Origin of the sequence: Polaromonas sp. LjRoot131, assembly GCF_964252805.1 — a bacterium.
In the GTDB taxonomy this organism is placed as follows: Bacteria; Pseudomonadota; Gammaproteobacteria; order Burkholderiales; family Burkholderiaceae_C; genus Polaromonas.
In genome coordinates this window covers 1,778,287-1,794,829 of record NZ_CAXUPF020000001.1, presented here as the reverse complement: position 1 = coordinate 1,794,829, position 16,543 = coordinate 1,778,287, and the positions used below count along the sequence as shown (strand labels likewise).

The window sequence follows — 16,543 nt, the reverse complement described above, 5'->3', positions numbered from 1 at the left end:
ATCAAATCCAGCTTAGGGCGGTGCCGGAGCGGCTGTTGTAGGCGTTTGCCGTGTTTTGGGATGGGCGGCGGCCGGTGCCGGGTGGCATGTTTCGGGGGCTGGAGGCGGTTTTTGCCCTGGCGAGGCCCTGTTTTTGCCGCGCCGCCGTCCTACAAAAGGGGTTTACAGCGCCGAATTAGACTTGCGGGTAATGAAGAACCCCTTCCAGACCCCATTCATGCGCTCTTTAGCCACCCATATCCGCGCATTCGCGGCCACCATTCCCGGCCGGCTGGCCGCCTTGCGCCACCCCACCTGGCGTGGTGTGGGCCTGGGGCTGGCGGCGATCCCGGTCACCCTGCTGCTGTACGTGGTGATCCTGATCCCCTTCACGCCCAGCATCAGCGACCTGCTCAAGGCCAAGACGGCCAAGCCCTCGGTGCTGATGTCGGTGGACGGCCAGGAGCTCGCGAGCTTCCAGCGCGCCAACCGCGACTGGGTCAAGCTGGACGCGATTTCACCCAACGTGGTGGCGGCGCTGATCGCGACCGAGGACCACCGCTTTTATGACCACCACGGCATGGACTTCCGGCGCACGGTGTCTTCGGTGCTGCTGACGCTCACGGGCCGCAAGCAGGGCGGCTCTACGCTCACGCAGCAGCTGGCGCGCAATATGTACCCCGAGGAGATAGGCCGCTCGGCGACGCTGTCGCGCAAGCTCAAGGAGGCGATCACGGCCTTCAAGATCGAGGCGGTCTACAGCAAGGACGAAATCCTCGAGAGCTACCTCAACACCGTGCCTTTCCTCTACAACGCCTACGGCATCGAGATGGCGGCGCGCACTTATTTCGACAAGTCGGCCAGCGAACTGGACGTGCTGCAAAGCGCGACGCTGGTGGGCATGCTCAAGGGCGCGAGTTATTACAACCCGGTGTCCAACCCGGAGCGCGCGCTGCAGCGCCGCAACATCGTGCTGATGCAGATGGTCAAGCACCAGAAGCTGCCGGAAGACAAGCTCGCGGCGCTCAAGAAGAAGCCGCTGAAGATCGACTTCGAGCGGCTGGAGCCGGAGTTCGGCGAGATGCCGCACCTGGCGCAGCAGCTGCGCCGCTGGCTGATCGAGTGGGCCGACCGCAACAACTACAACATCTATGCCGACGGCCTGGTGGTGCACACCACCATCGACTCACGCCTGCAGGCCATGGCCACCAAGGCGCTGGTGGCGCAGGGCGACCGCCTGCAGAAAATCGTGGCGGGCGACTGGCGCTTCAATTCGGGCTGGAAGGCCAAGAGCGGCGCGCAGCGCGAGCTGGCCCTGGCCTTTGTGCGCGACACGCCCGACTACAAGGCGGCGCGCGCCGCGGGGCAGACGGACGAGCAGGCGCTCAAGGCCTTGCTGGCCAATGCCGATTTCATGCAGGCGCTGAAGGACGACAAGACGCGGCTGCAGGCCGGCTTCATGGCGATGGACCCGAGCAACGGCCAGGTGCGGGCCTGGGTCGGCAGCCGGGATTTTGCGGACGACCAGTTCGACCACGTGCAGCAGGCGAAGCGCCAGCCGGGCTCGACCTTCAAGCCTTTTGTATACGGCGCGGCCTTTGAAGACGGCGCGCGGCAGAGCGACGGTTTTATCGACGGCGTGGTGGAAATCCCGCTGGGCAACGGCGCCTTCTGGCGGCCCACCGACGGCGGCGGCCCCAGCGGCGAGTTCATGAGCCTGCGCCAGGGTTTGATGTTCTCCAAGAACACCATCACCGCGCAGGTGATGCAGGTGGTGGGCCCGGCCCACGTGGCCAAGCTGGCCAAATCCATGGGCGTGCGGCAGAGCAAGCTCGAAGAAGTGCCGTCGCTGGCGCTGGGCACCAGCCCGGTGACGCTCAAGGAAATGGTCTCGGCCTACGGCACGCTGGCCAACGACGGCCGCTACATCGAGCCCATCATCGTCACGCGCGTGGAAGACCGCAACGGCAAGGTGCTGGAAGAGTTCCAGGCCAAGGTGCCGGAGACGGTGATGTCGACCACGGTGGCGCAGACGCTGCTGGACGTGATGCGCGGCGTGATCGACCAGGGCACGGGCGCGGCGATACGCAGCCGCTACGGCATACGCGCCGACGTGGCCGGCAAGACGGGCACGACGCAGGGCAACACCGACGGCTGGTTCGTGATGATGCACCCGCAGCTGGTGGCGGGCGCCTGGGTGGGCTTTAACGACAACCGCGTGACCATGGGCGACAGCTGGGGGCAGGGCGCACGCAGCGCGCTGCCGATTGTGGGCGAGTTTTTCCAGCAGGCGATCAAGGCCAAGGTGGTGGATGCGGAGATGCGCTTTCCCGCGCCGCAGGGCGGCGGCGTGACGGACCAGGAGCAGCAGCGCATCGAAGCCATGCTCAACGGCGCCGAGCCGCCGCAGGAAGGCCAGCCGGGTGAACTGCCGGCGGGCGTGGGCATGGCGAGCACGACTCCGGCCGCGGAAGGCGGCGCACCGCGCTGGCAGCCGGCGCCGGTGATCAAGTACGTGACCATCCAGGTGCCGGCTGAAAGCACGCCGCCGGCCGTGCAGGGCGGGGATTCGGGTGGTACGTCCCCCGGTGTGGTGCTGCAGCCGCCTACGCCTGTGCCTGTCGAGAAGCTGCAGGTGTTTCCGGGCGTAGTAGTCGGCGCGCCCATAGCGCCTCGCTGAGCCATTCTTTCCCCCACTCCCAGACTCTGCGGCTGCTTCTTGCTCCCTCTCCCTTTGGGAGTAAGAAACAGCCTGTGTTTCGGATTTACTCCCTCTCCCTCTGGGAGAGGGCAGGGGTGAGGGCTCGCGGCCTGTGCATGAGCGGTGGAGTGTTCAATCGTCGCTGGCCCTCACCCCAACCCTCTCCCAGAGGGAGAGGGGGTAATACCCTCCGCTTCTTGCTCCCTTCAAGGGGAAAGAGGGGTAATTCCAGTCTCAGTGCTTTTTCGCTGCCCGCTGCTTTTTAGTGGCAGCCGGCCCAGCCATATTCACAAAACTCGCATTCCCCAAGCCCGTGCCCACGGTCAGCACGGCCCAGCGCTTCACGCCCTGCATAAAGGGCAGCTCCGACAAACCCTGCACCACCGCATCGTTGTGCAAGCGCACCTGGATGTCGCGGCCGCCGAGTTTCGGCAGGCTTTCGCAGAGGTGCTGCGCGAGGTTGAAGCGCGGGCTCTCCCAGTTGCCGGGCAGGTTTTGTGCGCCGGAGGAGATGGAGCCGTCTTCGGCAATCATGCCGGGGCAGGCCACGCCGACAAAGGGCGCGAGCTTCAGGCCTTTGGCTTCGGCCTGTTTGATGAGTTTTTTGAGCATGGCGGCGATGCCCTGCACCAGGTCCTCGCGGCGGGTGGCGTCGGCGTCGCCGGCATGGCCCCATTTGCGCAGGCCGCTGACCCGGACGTCGGTGAGGTCGGGTGTCTTGTTTGCGCGGGGCCGCACGATGCCGCAGCGCACATTGGTGCCGCCTATGTCGACGGCGAGAAAAGCGTCGTAGCCGGACAGCACCTCGGGCGGCGCCAGGTGCACCCAGCCCATGAGGCCGGCTTCGTCGGGGTGGTGGCGCAAGGTCATCAGGTGCACGCGGCTGCCGCGCTGGTAGAGCAACTCGGCCGCGCGGTCTATCGCAAGCTCGCCGACCAGGCTTTGCCGGAAGCCGCCGCCGACCACGATGCGCCGCACGCCCTGCCATGAAGGATGGCCGAGGAAGCGCCGCACCACGCGGGCCAGCTGCCAGGCGTAGTCTTCCGAGGCGGCGGAGATGATGGCCGCGGCCTTGCCGTTGCGCCTGAGCAGTTCGTCGAGCCGTTTCTTGCCGATCTCGGCCGTGGGCTTGCGGCCCAAAGGGTCCAGCCCGCTGATACGGCGGTAAAGCTTGCGCCAGGTATCCAGCATCTCGCTGTAGGCCCTGCGGCTGACGCTGTCGCCGGCAAAACCTTCGCCGTCGTGCAACTGCAGGCTGTAGCCCTGGATGGTGACGTCGGGCCGGCGCAGGCCGCCGTGGGTCAGGTCGTCGGGCAGGGCGGGGGCGGAGGGGGCGGTTGTGCGAGAGGTTTTGCGGGCCATGGCGTCATGATGGGCGCCGCGCGGCAGGCGCGGCAGCGGCGAAGGCGCTACGGCCCCGTCAGCCAAAGCCTTAAGGCGCGCACAGCAAATCGGCCGGTGGAAACCGGCCGATTTGAAGATGCGCGAAGGCGCGAAAGCTTCAAGGCCCTGGGGGGCCTTTATTCATCAAGGCTTGAGGGGATCGCGCTCCATCTCCTTCTTCACTTCCTTGCTGGCGTCCTTGATGTTTTCCTTCACGTCACCGTAAGCTTTCTGGGCCTTGCCTTCGAATTCGCGGGCATGGCCCTTGGCCTGCTGCTCGGTGCTGCCGACCATCTTGCCGGTGTGCTCCTGCACTTCACCGGCGACTTCCTTGATCTTGCCTTTGACCTGGTCCTTGTTCATGGGAATACCTTTCAGGGGTTGGAGGGACATGGACTTTTCATGTCTTCACGGGTGATGAAGGGGGCATGAAAAATTCCATAGCTTCACCTTAAGTCCCACCCAAACCGGTGCGCGCAGGGAGGGGGCCCGGGAGCATGTCGGCTGCCGCCTACAACTTGCCGCTCCGGCTTCAATTTTGTGTGTAGGAAGATGTCTTTTGATGTGACAAGCCGTGTCGCCGAGGGTTAGACTGGCTTGAATGCGACATTGTGCAAATGCTGCAAGCGAGGGAAACATCCGGGAGCCGCGTCATCGCGGCGCCGCCGGGAATGGAGAACATCGAAGACCCGTCATCATGAAAAAGAACATTTTTTTCTGGGGCTTGCTGGGAGGCGCCTCCATGCTGCACGCGCAGGCCGCGTGGTTCACCGTGCTGGGCGACCCGCAAGACCCCTTGCTCAACACCATCGAGGTGGATCCCGTGCCGGTGTCGGTGCAGGGCGCGTCGCGCACCATGAAGATACGCGTGAGCCGCTCCAAGCCGCGCACCAGCTGGGACGGCGTGCCCTACCGCTCCTACACCTCGACGGTGCAGTTCGACTGCGCGCACAAAAGCGCGCGCTACCTCTCGCTGGATTTTTACCAGCAGCCGCTGTGGAAGGGCGAGCCGCACAAGACCTCGACCTATCCGGAGGGCGTGGTCAGGTACATGGCGTTTCGCGACGTGACACCCAACCCGACGCAGCGGCTGATCCGCGCGGCTTGCCGGAACACGGATACACCCAAGACGGATACGCCCAAGACTTAGCTGCCCTTGTGCCTTCGCGGGGCCGGCGCTACGATGAAGAGACCGCCGCGCTGGGAGTGGCGGCAACCCCGGAAGAAAGGCTTCTCCTCATGCCGCAACTCATTGCTTCGGTCGAAGGCGTCGAAATCAAGCATGTCTACCTGAAGAACGACCGCACCACGCTGGGCCGCAGGCCGTACAACGACATCGTGTTCGACAACCTGGTGGTCAGCGGCGAGCACTGCGTGTTTGAGCTCAAGGGCATCGCCGACGTCTACCTGCGCGACCTGGGCAGCACCAACGGCACCTACCTCAACGGCCACATGGTCAAGGCGCGCGAGCTGCTGCACGACAACGACATCATCAACATCGGCAACTTCAGGATCCAGTACCTGGCCACCTCCGAGCACGAGGTGCAGGCCGAAAGCCAGGAAACCACCGCGATGTCGCTCGATGCGATAGGGCTGCCCGGCACCACCGGCGCGCTGCAGGCCAGCCTCAAGGTGCTGTCGGGCTCATCGGCGGGCCTGGAAATGGCGGTGGTCAAGGCGGTCACCACCTTCGGCCAGCCGGGCGTGGCGGTGGTGTCGATCTCACACCGGCGCGACGGCTATTACGTGGCCCACATGGACGGCCAGACACCGTCGACGCTCAATGGCAAACCCATTGGTGCCAAGGCGACGCCGTTGGCGCACAACGATGTGCTGAACCTGGCGGGGACCGAGATGGAGTTTTTGCTCAAGGGCGCTTAGAGCTGCTCAAGGGGGTTACTCCCTCTCCCTCTGGGAGAGGGCGGGGGCTGAGCGCTGCGGCTCCAGATGCGCCTGCGCGCATCTGGACAGCGCGAAGAAGCCCAGGCTCAGCCTGGGCTGCGGTCTGCAAGACAGGGCCGACGGCGGACCAATATTCACTGCTTCACGCCAAGGCCGCTGGCCCTCACCCCAACCCTCTCCCAGAGGGAGAGGGAGCAAGAAAGGGCCACTCGGTTTCCCTTGGGCTTATCTCCCAGAGCGAGCAGGATCAAACAATCGAACTGCCGGGACTGGTACTGGCGTAGTGGATGTGCTTGTGCCGCGGCTCTTCGCCAATCAGGCGCAGGGCGAAGGCCCGGGCCAGTGACTGCAGCTTGAGGGTGGACTTCAAATGCAGCGGCGTGAGGCCGGTTTTGGTGAGGTCGGAGGCGTTGCTGGACACGCGCGAGAGCTGCGCCTGTTCGAGCTTGGCGGGGGCAGGGCGGCGGGCGCGTTCGGCCGTGGCGAGCTTGCCGGCTTCGCTGGTGGCGGCGCCCAGGAATTTTTCGCGCAGCAGCGCGGCGCTGGGCCGACGCTGGCTTTCGACGATCCAGTAGGGAAGGCCGGCGCGGGCCAGCAACTCGCGTTTGAAGGCATGGTTGCGGCCGGTCAGCTCGCCGCGGCCCAGCACGTCGATGCAGCCCAGCACCGTGCCATTCTGGTTGGCCAGAGCGCAGGAAAAATTCACCGTGCTCAGCAGCGCCTGCCAGTGGGCGTCGCCGCCACGCTGGTTGGGCTCGATAAAACCGGTAAAAGGGACTTTGGGCAAGATGCGGTGCTCGGGGAAGACCTCTTCCAGCCAGCGCCAGACCTGGAGTTCATCGCGGCTGGCCAGCGGTTTGGCGCGCAGGGTATGGTTGCGTGCCACTTTCTTGCGGTTGGACACCACATGGGACAACCAGCGTTCGTAACCGAGGGCGCCCAGGGCCACACTGCCGACAAAAATAAAAAAACCGATCAGAAAACTGCTGCCCGTCATTGTTTGCGCCTTGATAATCGCCCGGAGGTTGTGCTGGAGAAGAACGGGCCTGGCGCCTATCCCGGCCCCGTTTATAAGGTACGTTTTTGGCTTTTTGTGAACTAGTTCACAATTTTTTACGATCAATCCTTCTAAAACCGCGGCCTGCCGACTGGCGGCCTTCCCGAATGAAACAAATTCCCGCTGGCGGCCTGGTGTATTCCACCGAGGCCGGAAGAATGTGCCCCGGCTGCCGCCGGCCGGTGGCGGCCTGCGCCTGCAAGCAGGCCGCCGTGCCTGCGGCGGGCAGCCCTTTGCGCGTGAGCCGCGAAAGCAAGGGCCGGGGCGGCAAGACCGTGACCCTGGTCAAGGGCCTGCCACTGGACGCCATGGCGCTGGCGCTGCTGGGCAAGCAGCTGCGCGCCGCCTGCGGTTCGGGCGGCACCGCCAAGGACGGCGTGATCGAAGTGCAAGGCGACCATTGCGAGCGGGTGATGGCGGAACTGCAGAAACAGGGCTACGCGCCCAAGCGGGCCGGCGGCTAGCCCTCCCTCTCTACACATATATATAGATGAACCCCGACGACCTGCTCCTGCTGGTGACCCGCGAAATGCCTTTCGGCAAACACAAGGGCACGCTGATCGCTGACCTGCCGGGCAATTACCTGAACTGGTTTGCTCGCGAGGGTTTTCCCAAGGGGGAAATCGGCCGCCTGCTGGCGCTGATGCAGGAAATCGACCACAACGGCCTGAAGCCGCTGCTGGATCCGCTGCGCCGTAAATAAAACCACCGTTCTCCCGCATTTGCAGTATTGCCGCGGCGGGCGTTCCTGCGCAGAATCCTTGCACTCGCGTTGGCCGGCATGGGGCCGCGCACTGCGCGCAACGTTCGCACGAGGTGATCCGCATGGTTTACGAACTGCCCCTGGAAACCAGGGCCAGGCAAATGATGGCGCAGTTCCGCACCCAGGAGTGGCTGGGTCTCGCCGCGGGTTTCCTGATTTTTGCCGCCGCCGACCTGTTGCGCGCCTGGCTGGCGCCGCAGCTTCCGGCCTGGATGGTGCGGGGCTGGTTTTTCCCCATCATTGCGCTGGCCTCGGTGGCCGCGATCTACCTGTCGGTGTCCATGCACAGGGCGCTCAAGAAGCACAGCGCGGTCGACCCGCAGCGGCGGCGTGAGATGTGCCTGCTGTTCCTGCTGGGCTCGCAGGACCAGCAGGGGCTGAGGCTCATGAAGCGCTTTGCCATGGCGGCGAATATGCATGCGCTGAGTTTTGGGATGGCGCTTGGCTTATTGGTTTTCAGCCTGGTCCGTTTCTAGAGCCGCTCTTGGTTTTTCTCCCTCTCCCTCTGGGAGAGGGCGGGGGTGAGGGCCGGCGGCGGCCGATAGCCCACTGCTCCATACACAGGCCGCTGGCCCTCACCCCAACCCTCTCCCAGAGGGAGAGGGGGTTAGAGAGCAGCCGCCAGGCGGGTTCCTTGATCAATCGCCCGCTTCGCATCCAGCTCACCCGCTTCATGCGCCCCACCTATCAAATGTGTCTTGACGCCGGCCGCGCGCAGCGGCTCCAGCAACTCGCGCAGCGGCTCCTGGCCGGCGCACAGCACGATGTTGTCGACGGTGAGCACGGTGCCGTCCAGGCGCTTTTCGCCGAAGGTGATGAACAGGCCCAGGTCTGAACCCTGCTCACCTATGCGCTCGTAGTTGACGCCCGAGAGCATCTCGACGTTTTTCATTTTCAGCGCGGCGCGGTGTATCCAGCCGGTGGTCTTGCCCAGGCCGGCGCCCAGCTTGCCGGGCTTGCGCTGCAGCAGCGTGACCTGGCGCGCGGGCGGCGTGGCCTGCGGGCGCACCACGCCGCCGCGCACCTCGCCGGGGTCGGCCACGCCCCATTCGGCCAGCCAGGCGGGCAGGTCGAGCGCGGTGGAATGGCCGGCGGGCGTGACCAGGAATTCGGCGACGTCAAAGCCTATGCCGCCCGCGCCTATGAGGGCCACACGCTCGCCCACAGGCTGGCGGCCCAGCAGGACGTCGATGTAGCTGAGCACCTTGGGATGCTCCTGGCCGGGGATGCGCGGGTTGCGCGGTGTGACGCCGGTGGCGAGTATGACCTCGTCGAACTTGCCGGCGATGAGGTCTTGCGCGCTGGCGCGGGTGTTCAGGTGCAGGCGCACGCCGGTGCCGAGGATGCGCTGGCCGAAATAGCGCAGGGTTTCCTCGAACTCTTCCTTGCCGGGCACGCGCTTGGCGAGGTTGAACTGGCCGCCGATCTTGTCGGCCGCGTCATACAGGTCCACGCTGTGGCCGCGCAGGGCCAGCGTGGTGGCGGCGGCCAGGCCCGCGGGGCCGGCGCCTATGACGGCGACGCGCTTTTTGGCGGCGGTGATCTTGATGATGAGTTCGGTCTCATGCACGGCGCGCGGATTGACCAGGCAGCTGGCCAGCTTGGCCTGGAAGGCGTGGTCCAGGCAGGCCTGGTTGCAGGCGATACAGGTGTTGATCTCGCCGGCCCGGCCCTGGGCGGCCTTGTTGACGAAGTCCGGGTCGGCCAGGAAGGGGCGGGCCATGCTGACCATGTCGGCGCAACCGTCTGCCAGCACCTGCTCGGCGACTTCGGGCATGTTCAGGCGGTTGCTGGTGACCACGGGAATGGTGAGGCCGGCGGCGCGCAGGTCGGTGCGCAGTTTTTTGGTGACCCAGGTGAAGGCGCCGCGCGGCACCGAGGTGGCAATCGTCGGCACGCGGGCCTCGTGCCAGCCTATGCCGCTGTTGATCAGGGTGGCGCCGGCGGCTTCCACCGCCTTGGCCAGCAGCACGACTTCCTCCCAGCTGCTGCCGCCGGGGATCAGGTCGATCATCGAGAGGCGGTAGATGATGATGAAGTCGGGCCCCACGGCCTCGCGCGTGCGCCGCACGATCTCGACGGCCAGGCGCATGCGGTTGGCGTAGCTGCCGCCCCAGTCGTCAGTGCGCTGGTTGGTGTGGGTGACCAGGAACTGGTTGATGAAATAGCCTTCGCTGCCCATGATCTCGACGCCGTCGTAGCCGGCGTCGCGCGCCAGCATCGCGCAGCGTATGAAGGCGCGTATCTGCCGTTCGATGCCGCCCACGCTGAGTTCGCGCGGCGTGAAGGGCGAGATTGGGCTCTGGATGCGCGAGGGCGCGACGCACAGCGGGTGGTAGCCGTAGCGGCCGGTGTGCAGGATCTGCAGCGCGATCTTGCCGCCTTCGGCATGCACCGCATCGGTCACCTGCTTGTGGCGGCGCGCCGCGCCGGAGCTGGCCAGCATGCCGGCAAAGGGTTTGGTCCAGCCGGCGATGTTGGGGGCGAAACCGCCGGTGACCATCAGGCCCACGCCGCCGCGCGCGCGTTCGGCGAAGTAGGCGGCCATGGCGGGGAAGTGCTTGCGCCCGTCTTCCAGGCCGGTGTGCATGCTGCCCATGAGCACGCGGTTTTTGAGGGTGGTGAAGCCCAGGTCCAGCGGGGCCAGCAGGTGGGGGTAAGGGGACGGGCCGGAGGGGCCCGACGCAGGGTTGGAAGATGGGGTCGCGGCCAAAAGCGGGTCTCCTGTCAAAACTGCCTGCATCGTAGTCGCAACATGCGGCCGCAGAAAGCCCGCCGGGTACTCTAGGGGACAGTCTCTATGCTGGCTCGGTGCTTACCCTGAAGCCCTTGCGGTGTTGTCCGACACGCGAGGCCCGGCGGTACTGCTACCTTGAAAGCATGGCCAAAAACACCACCAGTCCCACACGCGCCAAGACCGGCGAAGGCGCGCCCGTGCCGCATCCGCCCCACAGCGAGCCCGACGATGCCGCCGACGGCAACGACGCCAGCACCCTGATCGAAAGACCCATGAAGCCCGCGGAGCCCGGCGTCGCCGGCAAGCTCAGGCAGCACAGCTTTCCCGACGGCGGCGGCAGCGGCGGCGCCGAGGCCTTCCGGCGCGCGCCGCGGGGAAAGCCTTCACCGGGCGTGTGACCGGCGCCTGATGAAGATCGCGAGCTTCAACGTCAACGGCATCAAGACGCGGCTGCCGCAGCTGCTGGCGTGGCTGGAAAAAGACGCGCCCGACGTGGCCTGCCTGCAGGAACTCAAGGCGCTGGACGGTGTGTTCCCGCAGCAGGCCTTGCGCGAGGCGGGTTATGAAGCCTTGTGGAAGGGCCAGCGCTCCTGGAACGGCGTGGCGATTCTGGCCAAAGGGCAGGCGCCGCTGGAGATACGCCGCGAACTGCCCGGTGACCCGGCCGACGACCAGAGCCGCTACCTGGAGGCGGCGGTGGACGGCATCGTGGTGGCCTGCCTTTACTTGCCCAATGGCAATCCGCAGCCCGGCCCGAAGTTTGATTACAAGCTGGCCTGGTTCAACCGCCTGCAGGCGCACGCAAAGGCGCTGTATGCCTCGGAACACTCGGTGGTACTGGCCGGCGACTTCAATGTGGTGCCGACCGACTTCGACATCTACAACCCCAAGTCATGGCGCAAGGACGCACTGCTGCAACCCGAAAGCCGGGCGGCCTATGAAAAGCTGCTGGCCCAGGGCTGGGTGGACAGCCTGCGCGCGCTGCACCCGGACGAGCGCATCTACACCTTCTGGGATTACTTTCGCCAGCACTGGCAGCGCGATGCGGGCCTGCGCATAGACCACATCCTGCTGAACGCCGCGCTCGCGCCGCGCCTGAAAGCCGCGGGTGTGGACCGCTGGGTGCGCGGGCAGGAACACGCGAGCGACCATGCGCCGGTGTGGGTGGAGTTGGGGGCCAAGGCGCGCGCGCCGCGCAAGGCCGCCGCAAAAAAGGCCGCGCCGAAAAAGCGCGCGCTACCTAAGGCTTAACGGCTCTTCTTGATCGCCTGCGCGGCCTGCGTGACCAGGTCCGGGCCTTTGTAGATCAGCCCGGTGTAGATCTGCACCACGTCGGCACCGGCCTGGATCTTGGAGACGGCGTCCGCGCCGCTCAGGATGCCGCCCACGCCGATGATGGGAAAGCCCTTGCCGAGCGCCGCGCGCAGCTGGGTGATGACGCGGTTGCTGGCCTCGAGCACCGGTGCGCCGCTCAGGCCGCCGGCTTCTTCGGCATGGCGCATGCCTTTGACGGCCTCGCGGCTCAGTGTGGTGTTGGTGGCGACCACGCCGTCCATGGCGTGGCGTTTGAGCGTGGCGGCGATGACGGCCACCTGGGCTTCGTCGAGGTCGGGTGCAATCTTCACGAAGATGGGCACACGTTTGCCGTGCTGCGCGGCCAGGGCCTCGCGGCGTTCGGCGATGCGGCCCAGCAGGGCGTCGAGTGCCTCGTCGCTTTGCAGCGCGCGCAGGTTTTTGGTGTTGGGGCTGGAGATGTTGACGGTGACGTAGTCGGCGTGCGGGTAGACGCCGTCCAGGCAGACCAGGTAGTCGTCGACCGCGTTTTCAATCGGGGTGGCGGCGTTCTTGCCGATGTTCAGGCCCAGCAGCAGGCCGCCCTGCGCGCCCGGCTTGCGCACGCTGGAGCGCCGCACATTGGCCAGGAAGGCGTCCAGGCCTTCGTTGTTGAAGCCCAGGCGGTTGATCAGCGCGTTGGCCTCGGGCAGGCGGAACATGCGCGGCTTGGGGTTGCCGGGCTGGCCCTTGGGGGTGACGGTGCCGACCTCGACAAAGCCGAAACCCATGGCGGCCAGGCCGTCGATGCAGCGCGCGTTTTTGTCCAGCCCGGCGGCCAGGCCGACGCGGTTGGGGAATTTGAGGCCGGCCAGCTCGATCGGGTCGCTGACGCGGCTGGACAGGTAGGCCAGCGCCAGCGGCGTGCCCTGGGTGCGCGCCAGCGAGGCCATGGTCAGCTCATGGGCGGTTTCGGCGTCCAGGCCAAATAAAAAGGGACGGGCCAGGGCGTAGGGGAGCAGGGACATTGGATAATTCGGTGGAGGTGGCTTGTACTGGCCCCGATTGTCGCAAAACCCGTTTCACCCCCCCGATTCCATCCCTCCCAACACTCCCATGACCCAAGACGAACTCAAAACCCTGGTCGGCCAGGCGGCCCTGCACTACGTCGAAGAAGGCAGCATTGTCGGCGTCGGCACCGGCTCCACGGTCAACAAATTCATCGACGCGCTGGCCACCATGAAGGACCGCATCAAGGGGGCGGTGTCCAGTTCGGTCGCCTCCACCGAGCGCCTGCAGGCCCTGGGCATCAAGGTCTTCGACGCGACCGAGGTCGACGAACTGGGCGTCTACATCGACGGCGCCGATGAAATCGACAACGCGGGCCACATGGTCAAGGGCGGCGGCGCGGCGCTGACACGCGAAAAAATCGTGGCCGCGCAGTCGCGCAAGTTCGTCTGCATTGCCGACGAATCCAAGCTGGTGCCGGTGCTGGGCAATTTCCCGCTGCCGGTCGAGGTCATCCCCATGGCCGCCAAGCGCATCGCGCGCCAGTTCGCGGCGCTGGGCGGCACCGCCGTGCTGCGCCTGAAGGACGGCAAGCCGCTGGTCACCGACAACGGCCAGCACATCCTGGACGTGACCGGCCTGAAGATCAGCGACCCGCTGGCCTTTGAGACCCAGGTCAGCCAGTGGCCGGGCGTGGTGACGGTGGGGGTGTTTGCCTTCCAGAAAGCCCATGTGTGCCTGCTGGGTGCGCCGGGCGGCGTCAAGACGCTGGTGTTCTAAGTTCGGACTTTGTCCGGAAAGCAAAACGCCGGGTTGATACCCGGCGTTTGCATTTGAGCGTTTAAAACAGCCTGCTTAGAACTTGATGCCGGCGGGGTTGCTGGCCTCGGGCGGCGGTGGGGCCACCGGTGCGGGCGCCGCGGCGGCGCGGGCTGGGCCGCTGCCCGTGGCCGATGGCGCGGCGATGGCCACCAGGGGCGTGGCAGCCGGTGGACGGTAGCTGGACGGCAGCACCGAGGCGGCGGGGTAGCCGGCGGCGTTCAGGAACTGGGTCCATTCGACGTCGGAAAAGCCCTTGAGCTGCTGGCTGCCGATGGTGGCAAAGGGCAGGGAGGTGTCGCCGCTGAGCCGCTGCAGCGCCTTGAAGTCCTCGCTGGTGATGACGGTGCGCTCGGAAAACGGGATGCCGCGGTTGGTCAGCATGGATTTGGCGGTAACGCAGGGCCCGCAGTCGTTGCCGGAATACAGGGTCACCGGGTATCTGCTGGCGATTTGCCGCAATTCGAAAGGCAGGCCGGTGGGGGCCGCGCCGCCGGGGCCGCCGGTATTGGCCGCGCTGACCTTGGCATTGGTGGCTGCGGGCGGCGGCTGGTCGGAGAAGGTCACCTTGCCGTCGGGGCCGACGATGCGGTAGACCTGCTGGGCTTGGGCCAGGGGCGAAAAAAGACTGCCCGCGGCGATTGCCAGGGCCAGCAAAGCATGGGGCGCGAGGGATTTCACGGCATTTGTTTTCATGGGTGTTCCAGTCGTCTCAGGTACGGGGTGGCGGAAATAGGGGCAAGCTTAACGCAGGCCCTGCAAGTCTCACAACGTTTTAGGCGTTTCGAGGCTGTCAGGCCATACCCTGATGACGCAGCAAAGCATCAATCGAGGGTTCGCGGCCCCGGAAGGCCTTGAAAGACTCCATGGCGGGGCGGCTTCCACCGGCCTCCAGGATGGCCTGGCGGTATTTCCGGCCGGTTTCCACCGTGACCGTGGTCTTGCCGCCATCGTCCCCGGCCGGCGAGGGCGCGGCTGTAGCCGTTTCCTCGAAGGCGGCGTAGGCGTCGGCCGACAAGACCTCGGCCCACTTGTAGCTGTAGTAGCCGGCGGCATAACCACCCGAAAAAATGTGGCTGAAGGTGTGCGCGGTGCGGCTGTAGGGCGGCGACGGGATCACGGCGACTTCGCGGCGCACCTCGTTCAAAAGGCCCATCAGGTCGTCCGCCGGCTTGTGCGAGGTGTGCAGCAGCATGTCGAACAGCGAGAACTCGACCTGGCGCAGCGTCTGCATGCCGCTCTGGAAGTTCTTGGCGGCCAGCATCTTGTCGAACAGCGCGCGCGGCAGCGGCGCACCGGTGTCGACGTGGGCCGTCATGTGCTTGAGCACGTCCCATTCCCAGCAGAAGTTCTCCATGAACTGGCTGGGCAGCTCGACCGCGTCCCACTCGACGCCGCTGATGCCGGAGACGTCGCGCTCGTTGACCTGGGTGAGCATGTGGTGCAGGCCGTGGCCGAACTCGTGGAACAGCGTGGTCACGTCGTCGTGCGTGAGCAGGGCCGGCTTGCCGCCCACGCCGTCGGCGAAGTTGCAGACCAGGTGGGCCACCGGGGTTTGCAGCTGGCCGGTGTCGGGGCGCAGCCAGCGGGCGCGCACATCGTCCATCCAGGCGCCGCCGCGCTTGCCGGTGCGGGCCGGCTGGTCGAGGTAGAACTGGCCGACGAGCTCGCCGCCGCGCTCGATGCGGTAGAACTCCACGCCGGGCTTCCACACCGGGGCCGAGTCCTTGCGGATGGCGACTTCAAACAGGGTTTCAACGATCTTGAAGAGGCCGGCCAGCACCTTGGGCGCGGTGAAGTACTGTTTGACTTCCTGCTCGCTGAAGGCGTAGCGCGCTTCCTTGAGCTTTTCGCCGACGTAGGCGTAGTCCCAGGGCTGGAGCTCGGCCAGGTTCAGCTGGCTGGCGGCGAAAGCGCGCAGGTCGGCGATGTCTTTTTCGGCATAGGGGCGGGCGCGGCGCGCGAGGTCGCGCAAAAAGGTGACCACTTCGTCGGGCGACTGGGCCATTTTGGCGACCACCGACACCTCGCCGAAATTGCGGTAGCCCAGCAGTTGCGCTTCCTCGAGGCGCAGCGCGAGGATCTCCTGCATGATCGCGCCGTTGTCGAATTTGCTGAACTCGGGGGCTGCCTGGTCGCTGGCGCGGGTGGTGTAGGCCTTGTACAGGGTTTCGCGCAGCTTGCCGCTGACGGCGAACTGCATGACGGGCAGGTAGCTCGGCATCTTGAGGCTCAGGCGGTAGCCGGCCTTGCCTTCGGCTTCGGCCTGGGCGCGCGCGGTCTGCAGCACGTCGGCCGGGATGCCGGCGATTTCGGCGTCGGTCGCGTAGTAGGCGAAGGCGTCGGTCGCATCCAGCGCGTTTTCGCTGAATTTCTGGCTCAGCTCGGCCTGGCGTTCCTGGATTTTCGCGAAGCGCTCGCGATCGGCACCCTGCAGCTCGGCGCCCGAGAGCACGAAGTTGCGGATGGCGTTTTTATGGGCCTGGCGCTGCTCGGTGTTCAGGGTGGCCACGTCGATGGCCTTGTATTTGGCGTACAGGCGCTCGTCGGCGCCCAGGCGGGTCCAGAACTCGGTCACGCGCGGCAGGGCGGCGTTGTAGGCGGCGCGCAGCTCGGGCGTGTCGGCCACGCTGTTGAGGTGGCTCACGGCGCCCCAGGCGCGGCCCAGGTTCTCGGTGGCGACGTCCAGCACGCCGGCGATGCCGGCCCAGGTGGCCGGGAAGTCCGGGGCGGTGACGGTTTCGAGCGCCGCATCGGCCTTGGCCATGAGCTCGTCGACCGCGGGGCCCACGTGCTCGGGCTGGATACGGTCGAACAGCGGGAGGTCGGAGAAATCGAGGAGGGGATTGGTCATGGCGGATAGCTGTGGGCGGAAGTCTCGAATCTAAAGGCTTGGGGCCGCGCGGTGAAGAAGAATGTGCC

16 protein-coding genes are annotated in these 16,543 nt (G+C 66.1%); 9 read left to right on the top strand and 7 right to left on the bottom strand.

Annotation, left to right across the window (positions count from 1 at the left end; translation table 11 throughout):
• The first annotated feature begins 217 nt into the window (after nt 1–217).
• The gene (locus ACSQ27_RS08430) at nt 218–2,659 is read left to right on the top strand and encodes a penicillin-binding protein 1A (protein WP_436155003.1); all 2,442 of its coding nucleotides are present in this window, start codon (nt 218–220) and stop codon (nt 2,657–2,659) included.
• Between the two features lie 255 nt (nt 2,660–2,914).
• On the opposite strand, the gene ACSQ27_RS08425 is transcribed toward ACSQ27_RS08430, so the two are convergent.
• Nucleotides 2,915–4,042: an ROK family protein gene (locus ACSQ27_RS08425; protein ID WP_436155002.1), complete on the bottom strand. Its 1,128-nt coding sequence runs from the start codon at nt 4,040–4,042 to the stop codon at nt 2,915–2,917.
• Nucleotides 4,043–4,207: 165 nt separating this feature from the next.
• Complete coding sequence (locus tag ACSQ27_RS08420; protein WP_436155001.1) at nt 4,208–4,456, bottom strand: CsbD family protein; 249 nt, start codon at nt 4,454–4,456, stop codon at nt 4,208–4,210.
• Between the two features lie 304 nt (nt 4,457–4,760).
• Between ACSQ27_RS08420 and ACSQ27_RS08415 the strand changes: the two genes are divergently transcribed.
• Together ACSQ27_RS08415 and ACSQ27_RS08410 are read left to right on the top strand one after the other, a co-directional pair.
• Nucleotides 4,761–5,213, top strand: coding sequence for a surface-adhesin E family protein (locus tag ACSQ27_RS08415; RefSeq protein WP_436155000.1), 453 nt, complete (start codon nt 4,761–4,763; stop codon nt 5,211–5,213).
• Between the two features lie 89 nt (nt 5,214–5,302).
• The gene (locus ACSQ27_RS08410) at nt 5,303–5,944 is read left to right on the top strand and encodes an FHA domain-containing protein (protein ID WP_436154999.1); all 642 of its coding nucleotides are present in this window, start codon (nt 5,303–5,305) and stop codon (nt 5,942–5,944) included.
• A gap of 268 nt (nt 5,945–6,212) precedes the next feature.
• On the opposite strand, the gene ACSQ27_RS08405 is transcribed toward ACSQ27_RS08410, so the two are convergent.
• A complete protein-coding gene (locus ACSQ27_RS08405) occupies nt 6,213–6,962 on the bottom strand; it encodes a DUF2726 domain-containing protein (RefSeq protein WP_436154998.1) in 750 nt (249 codons plus the stop codon).
• Nucleotides 6,963–7,129: 167 nt separating this feature from the next.
• Between ACSQ27_RS08405 and ACSQ27_RS08400 the strand changes: the two genes are divergently transcribed.
• The 3 genes from ACSQ27_RS08400 (at nt 7,130) to ACSQ27_RS08390 (ending at nt 8,261) form a co-directional block, all read left to right on the top strand.
• Complete coding sequence (locus tag ACSQ27_RS08400) at nt 7,130–7,486, top strand: translation initiation factor Sui1 (RefSeq protein ID WP_436154997.1); 357 nt, start codon at nt 7,130–7,132, stop codon at nt 7,484–7,486.
• A gap of 26 nt (nt 7,487–7,512) precedes the next feature.
• Nucleotides 7,513–7,725 (top strand): DUF3820 family protein, encoded by a 213-nt coding sequence (locus ACSQ27_RS08395; protein WP_436154996.1) that lies wholly within the window; start codon nt 7,513–7,515, stop codon nt 7,723–7,725.
• Nucleotides 7,726–7,847: 122 nt separating this feature from the next.
• Entirely contained in the window at nt 7,848–8,261 is a 414-nt protein-coding gene (locus ACSQ27_RS08390; RefSeq protein ID WP_436154995.1) for a hypothetical protein, read from the top strand.
• A gap of 131 nt (nt 8,262–8,392) precedes the next feature.
• On the opposite strand, the gene ACSQ27_RS08385 is transcribed toward ACSQ27_RS08390, so the two are convergent.
• Nucleotides 8,393–10,528, bottom strand: coding sequence for an FAD-dependent oxidoreductase (locus ACSQ27_RS08385; protein ID WP_436154994.1), 2,136 nt, complete (start codon nt 10,526–10,528; stop codon nt 8,393–8,395).
• Nucleotides 10,529–10,665: 137 nt separating this feature from the next.
• Between ACSQ27_RS08385 and ACSQ27_RS08380 the strand changes: the two genes are divergently transcribed.
• Both ACSQ27_RS08380 and xth read left to right on the top strand, forming a co-directional pair.
• Nucleotides 10,666–10,920 carry a hypothetical protein gene (locus tag ACSQ27_RS08380; protein WP_436154993.1) on the top strand — a complete coding sequence of 85 codons (255 nt, stop codon included), beginning with the start codon at nt 10,666–10,668 and terminating at the stop codon, nt 10,918–10,920.
• A gap of 10 nt (nt 10,921–10,930) precedes the next feature.
• Nucleotides 10,931–11,773 (top strand): exodeoxyribonuclease III, encoded by an 843-nt coding sequence (xth, locus tag ACSQ27_RS08375; RefSeq protein WP_436154992.1) that lies wholly within the window; start codon nt 10,931–10,933, stop codon nt 11,771–11,773.
• On the opposite strand, the gene ACSQ27_RS08370 is transcribed toward xth, so the two are convergent.
• Nucleotides 11,770–12,822: a quinone-dependent dihydroorotate dehydrogenase gene (locus ACSQ27_RS08370; protein WP_436154991.1), complete on the bottom strand. Its 1,053-nt coding sequence runs from the start codon at nt 12,820–12,822 to the stop codon at nt 11,770–11,772. The genes xth and ACSQ27_RS08370 overlap by 4 nt on opposite strands.
• Nucleotides 12,823–12,910: 88 nt before the next feature.
• On the opposite strand from ACSQ27_RS08370, the gene rpiA reads away from it, so the two are divergent.
• Nucleotides 12,911–13,582, top strand: a complete 672-nt coding sequence (gene rpiA, locus ACSQ27_RS08365; RefSeq protein ID WP_436154990.1) for a ribose-5-phosphate isomerase RpiA — start codon at nt 12,911–12,913, stop codon at nt 13,580–13,582.
• A 75-nt stretch (nt 13,583–13,657) separates the two neighbouring features.
• Here the strand turns inward: rpiA and ACSQ27_RS08360 are convergent, their stop codons facing one another.
• Both ACSQ27_RS08360 and ACSQ27_RS08355 read right to left on the bottom strand, forming a co-directional pair.
• Nucleotides 13,658–14,317 (bottom strand): glutaredoxin family protein, encoded by a 660-nt coding sequence (locus ACSQ27_RS08360; RefSeq protein WP_436154989.1) that lies wholly within the window; start codon nt 14,315–14,317, stop codon nt 13,658–13,660.
• Nucleotides 14,318–14,414: 97 nt separating this feature from the next.
• A complete protein-coding gene (locus ACSQ27_RS08355; RefSeq protein ID WP_436154988.1) occupies nt 14,415–16,475 on the bottom strand; it encodes a M3 family metallopeptidase in 2,061 nt (686 codons plus the stop codon).
• Between the last annotated feature and the right edge of the window lie 68 nt (nt 16,476–16,543).

Coding starts and splice junctions, on each gene's coding strand:
- ACSQ27_RS08430 (WP_436155003.1), top strand. CDS start 218: ATGCGCTCTTTAGCCACCCATATCCGCGCATTCGCGGCCACCATTCCC.
- ACSQ27_RS08425 (WP_436155002.1), bottom strand. CDS start 4,042: ATGGCCCGCAAAACCTCTCGCACAACCGCCCCCTCCGCCCCCGCCCTG.
- ACSQ27_RS08420 (WP_436155001.1), bottom strand. CDS start 4,456: ATGTCCCTCCAACCCCTGAAAGGTATTCCCATGAACAAGGACCAGGTC.
- ACSQ27_RS08415 (WP_436155000.1), top strand. CDS start 4,761: ATGAAAAAGAACATTTTTTTCTGGGGCTTGCTGGGAGGCGCCTCCATG.
- ACSQ27_RS08410 (WP_436154999.1), top strand. CDS start 5,303: ATGCCGCAACTCATTGCTTCGGTCGAAGGCGTCGAAATCAAGCATGTC.
- ACSQ27_RS08405 (WP_436154998.1), bottom strand. CDS start 6,962: ATGACGGGCAGCAGTTTTCTGATCGGTTTTTTTATTTTTGTCGGCAGT.
- ACSQ27_RS08400 (WP_436154997.1), top strand. CDS start 7,130: ATGAAACAAATTCCCGCTGGCGGCCTGGTGTATTCCACCGAGGCCGGA.
- ACSQ27_RS08395 (WP_436154996.1), top strand. CDS start 7,513: ATGAACCCCGACGACCTGCTCCTGCTGGTGACCCGCGAAATGCCTTTC.
- ACSQ27_RS08390 (WP_436154995.1), top strand. CDS start 7,848: ATGGTTTACGAACTGCCCCTGGAAACCAGGGCCAGGCAAATGATGGCG.
- ACSQ27_RS08385 (WP_436154994.1), bottom strand. CDS start 10,528: ATGCAGGCAGTTTTGACAGGAGACCCGCTTTTGGCCGCGACCCCATCT.
- ACSQ27_RS08380 (WP_436154993.1), top strand. CDS start 10,666: ATGGCCAAAAACACCACCAGTCCCACACGCGCCAAGACCGGCGAAGGC.
- xth (WP_436154992.1), top strand. CDS start 10,931: ATGAAGATCGCGAGCTTCAACGTCAACGGCATCAAGACGCGGCTGCCG.
- ACSQ27_RS08370 (WP_436154991.1), bottom strand. CDS start 12,822: ATGTCCCTGCTCCCCTACGCCCTGGCCCGTCCCTTTTTATTTGGCCTG.
- rpiA (WP_436154990.1), top strand. CDS start 12,911: ATGACCCAAGACGAACTCAAAACCCTGGTCGGCCAGGCGGCCCTGCAC.
- ACSQ27_RS08360 (WP_436154989.1), bottom strand. CDS start 14,317: ATGAAAACAAATGCCGTGAAATCCCTCGCGCCCCATGCTTTGCTGGCC.
- ACSQ27_RS08355 (WP_436154988.1), bottom strand. CDS start 16,475: ATGACCAATCCCCTCCTCGATTTCTCCGACCTCCCGCTGTTCGACCGT.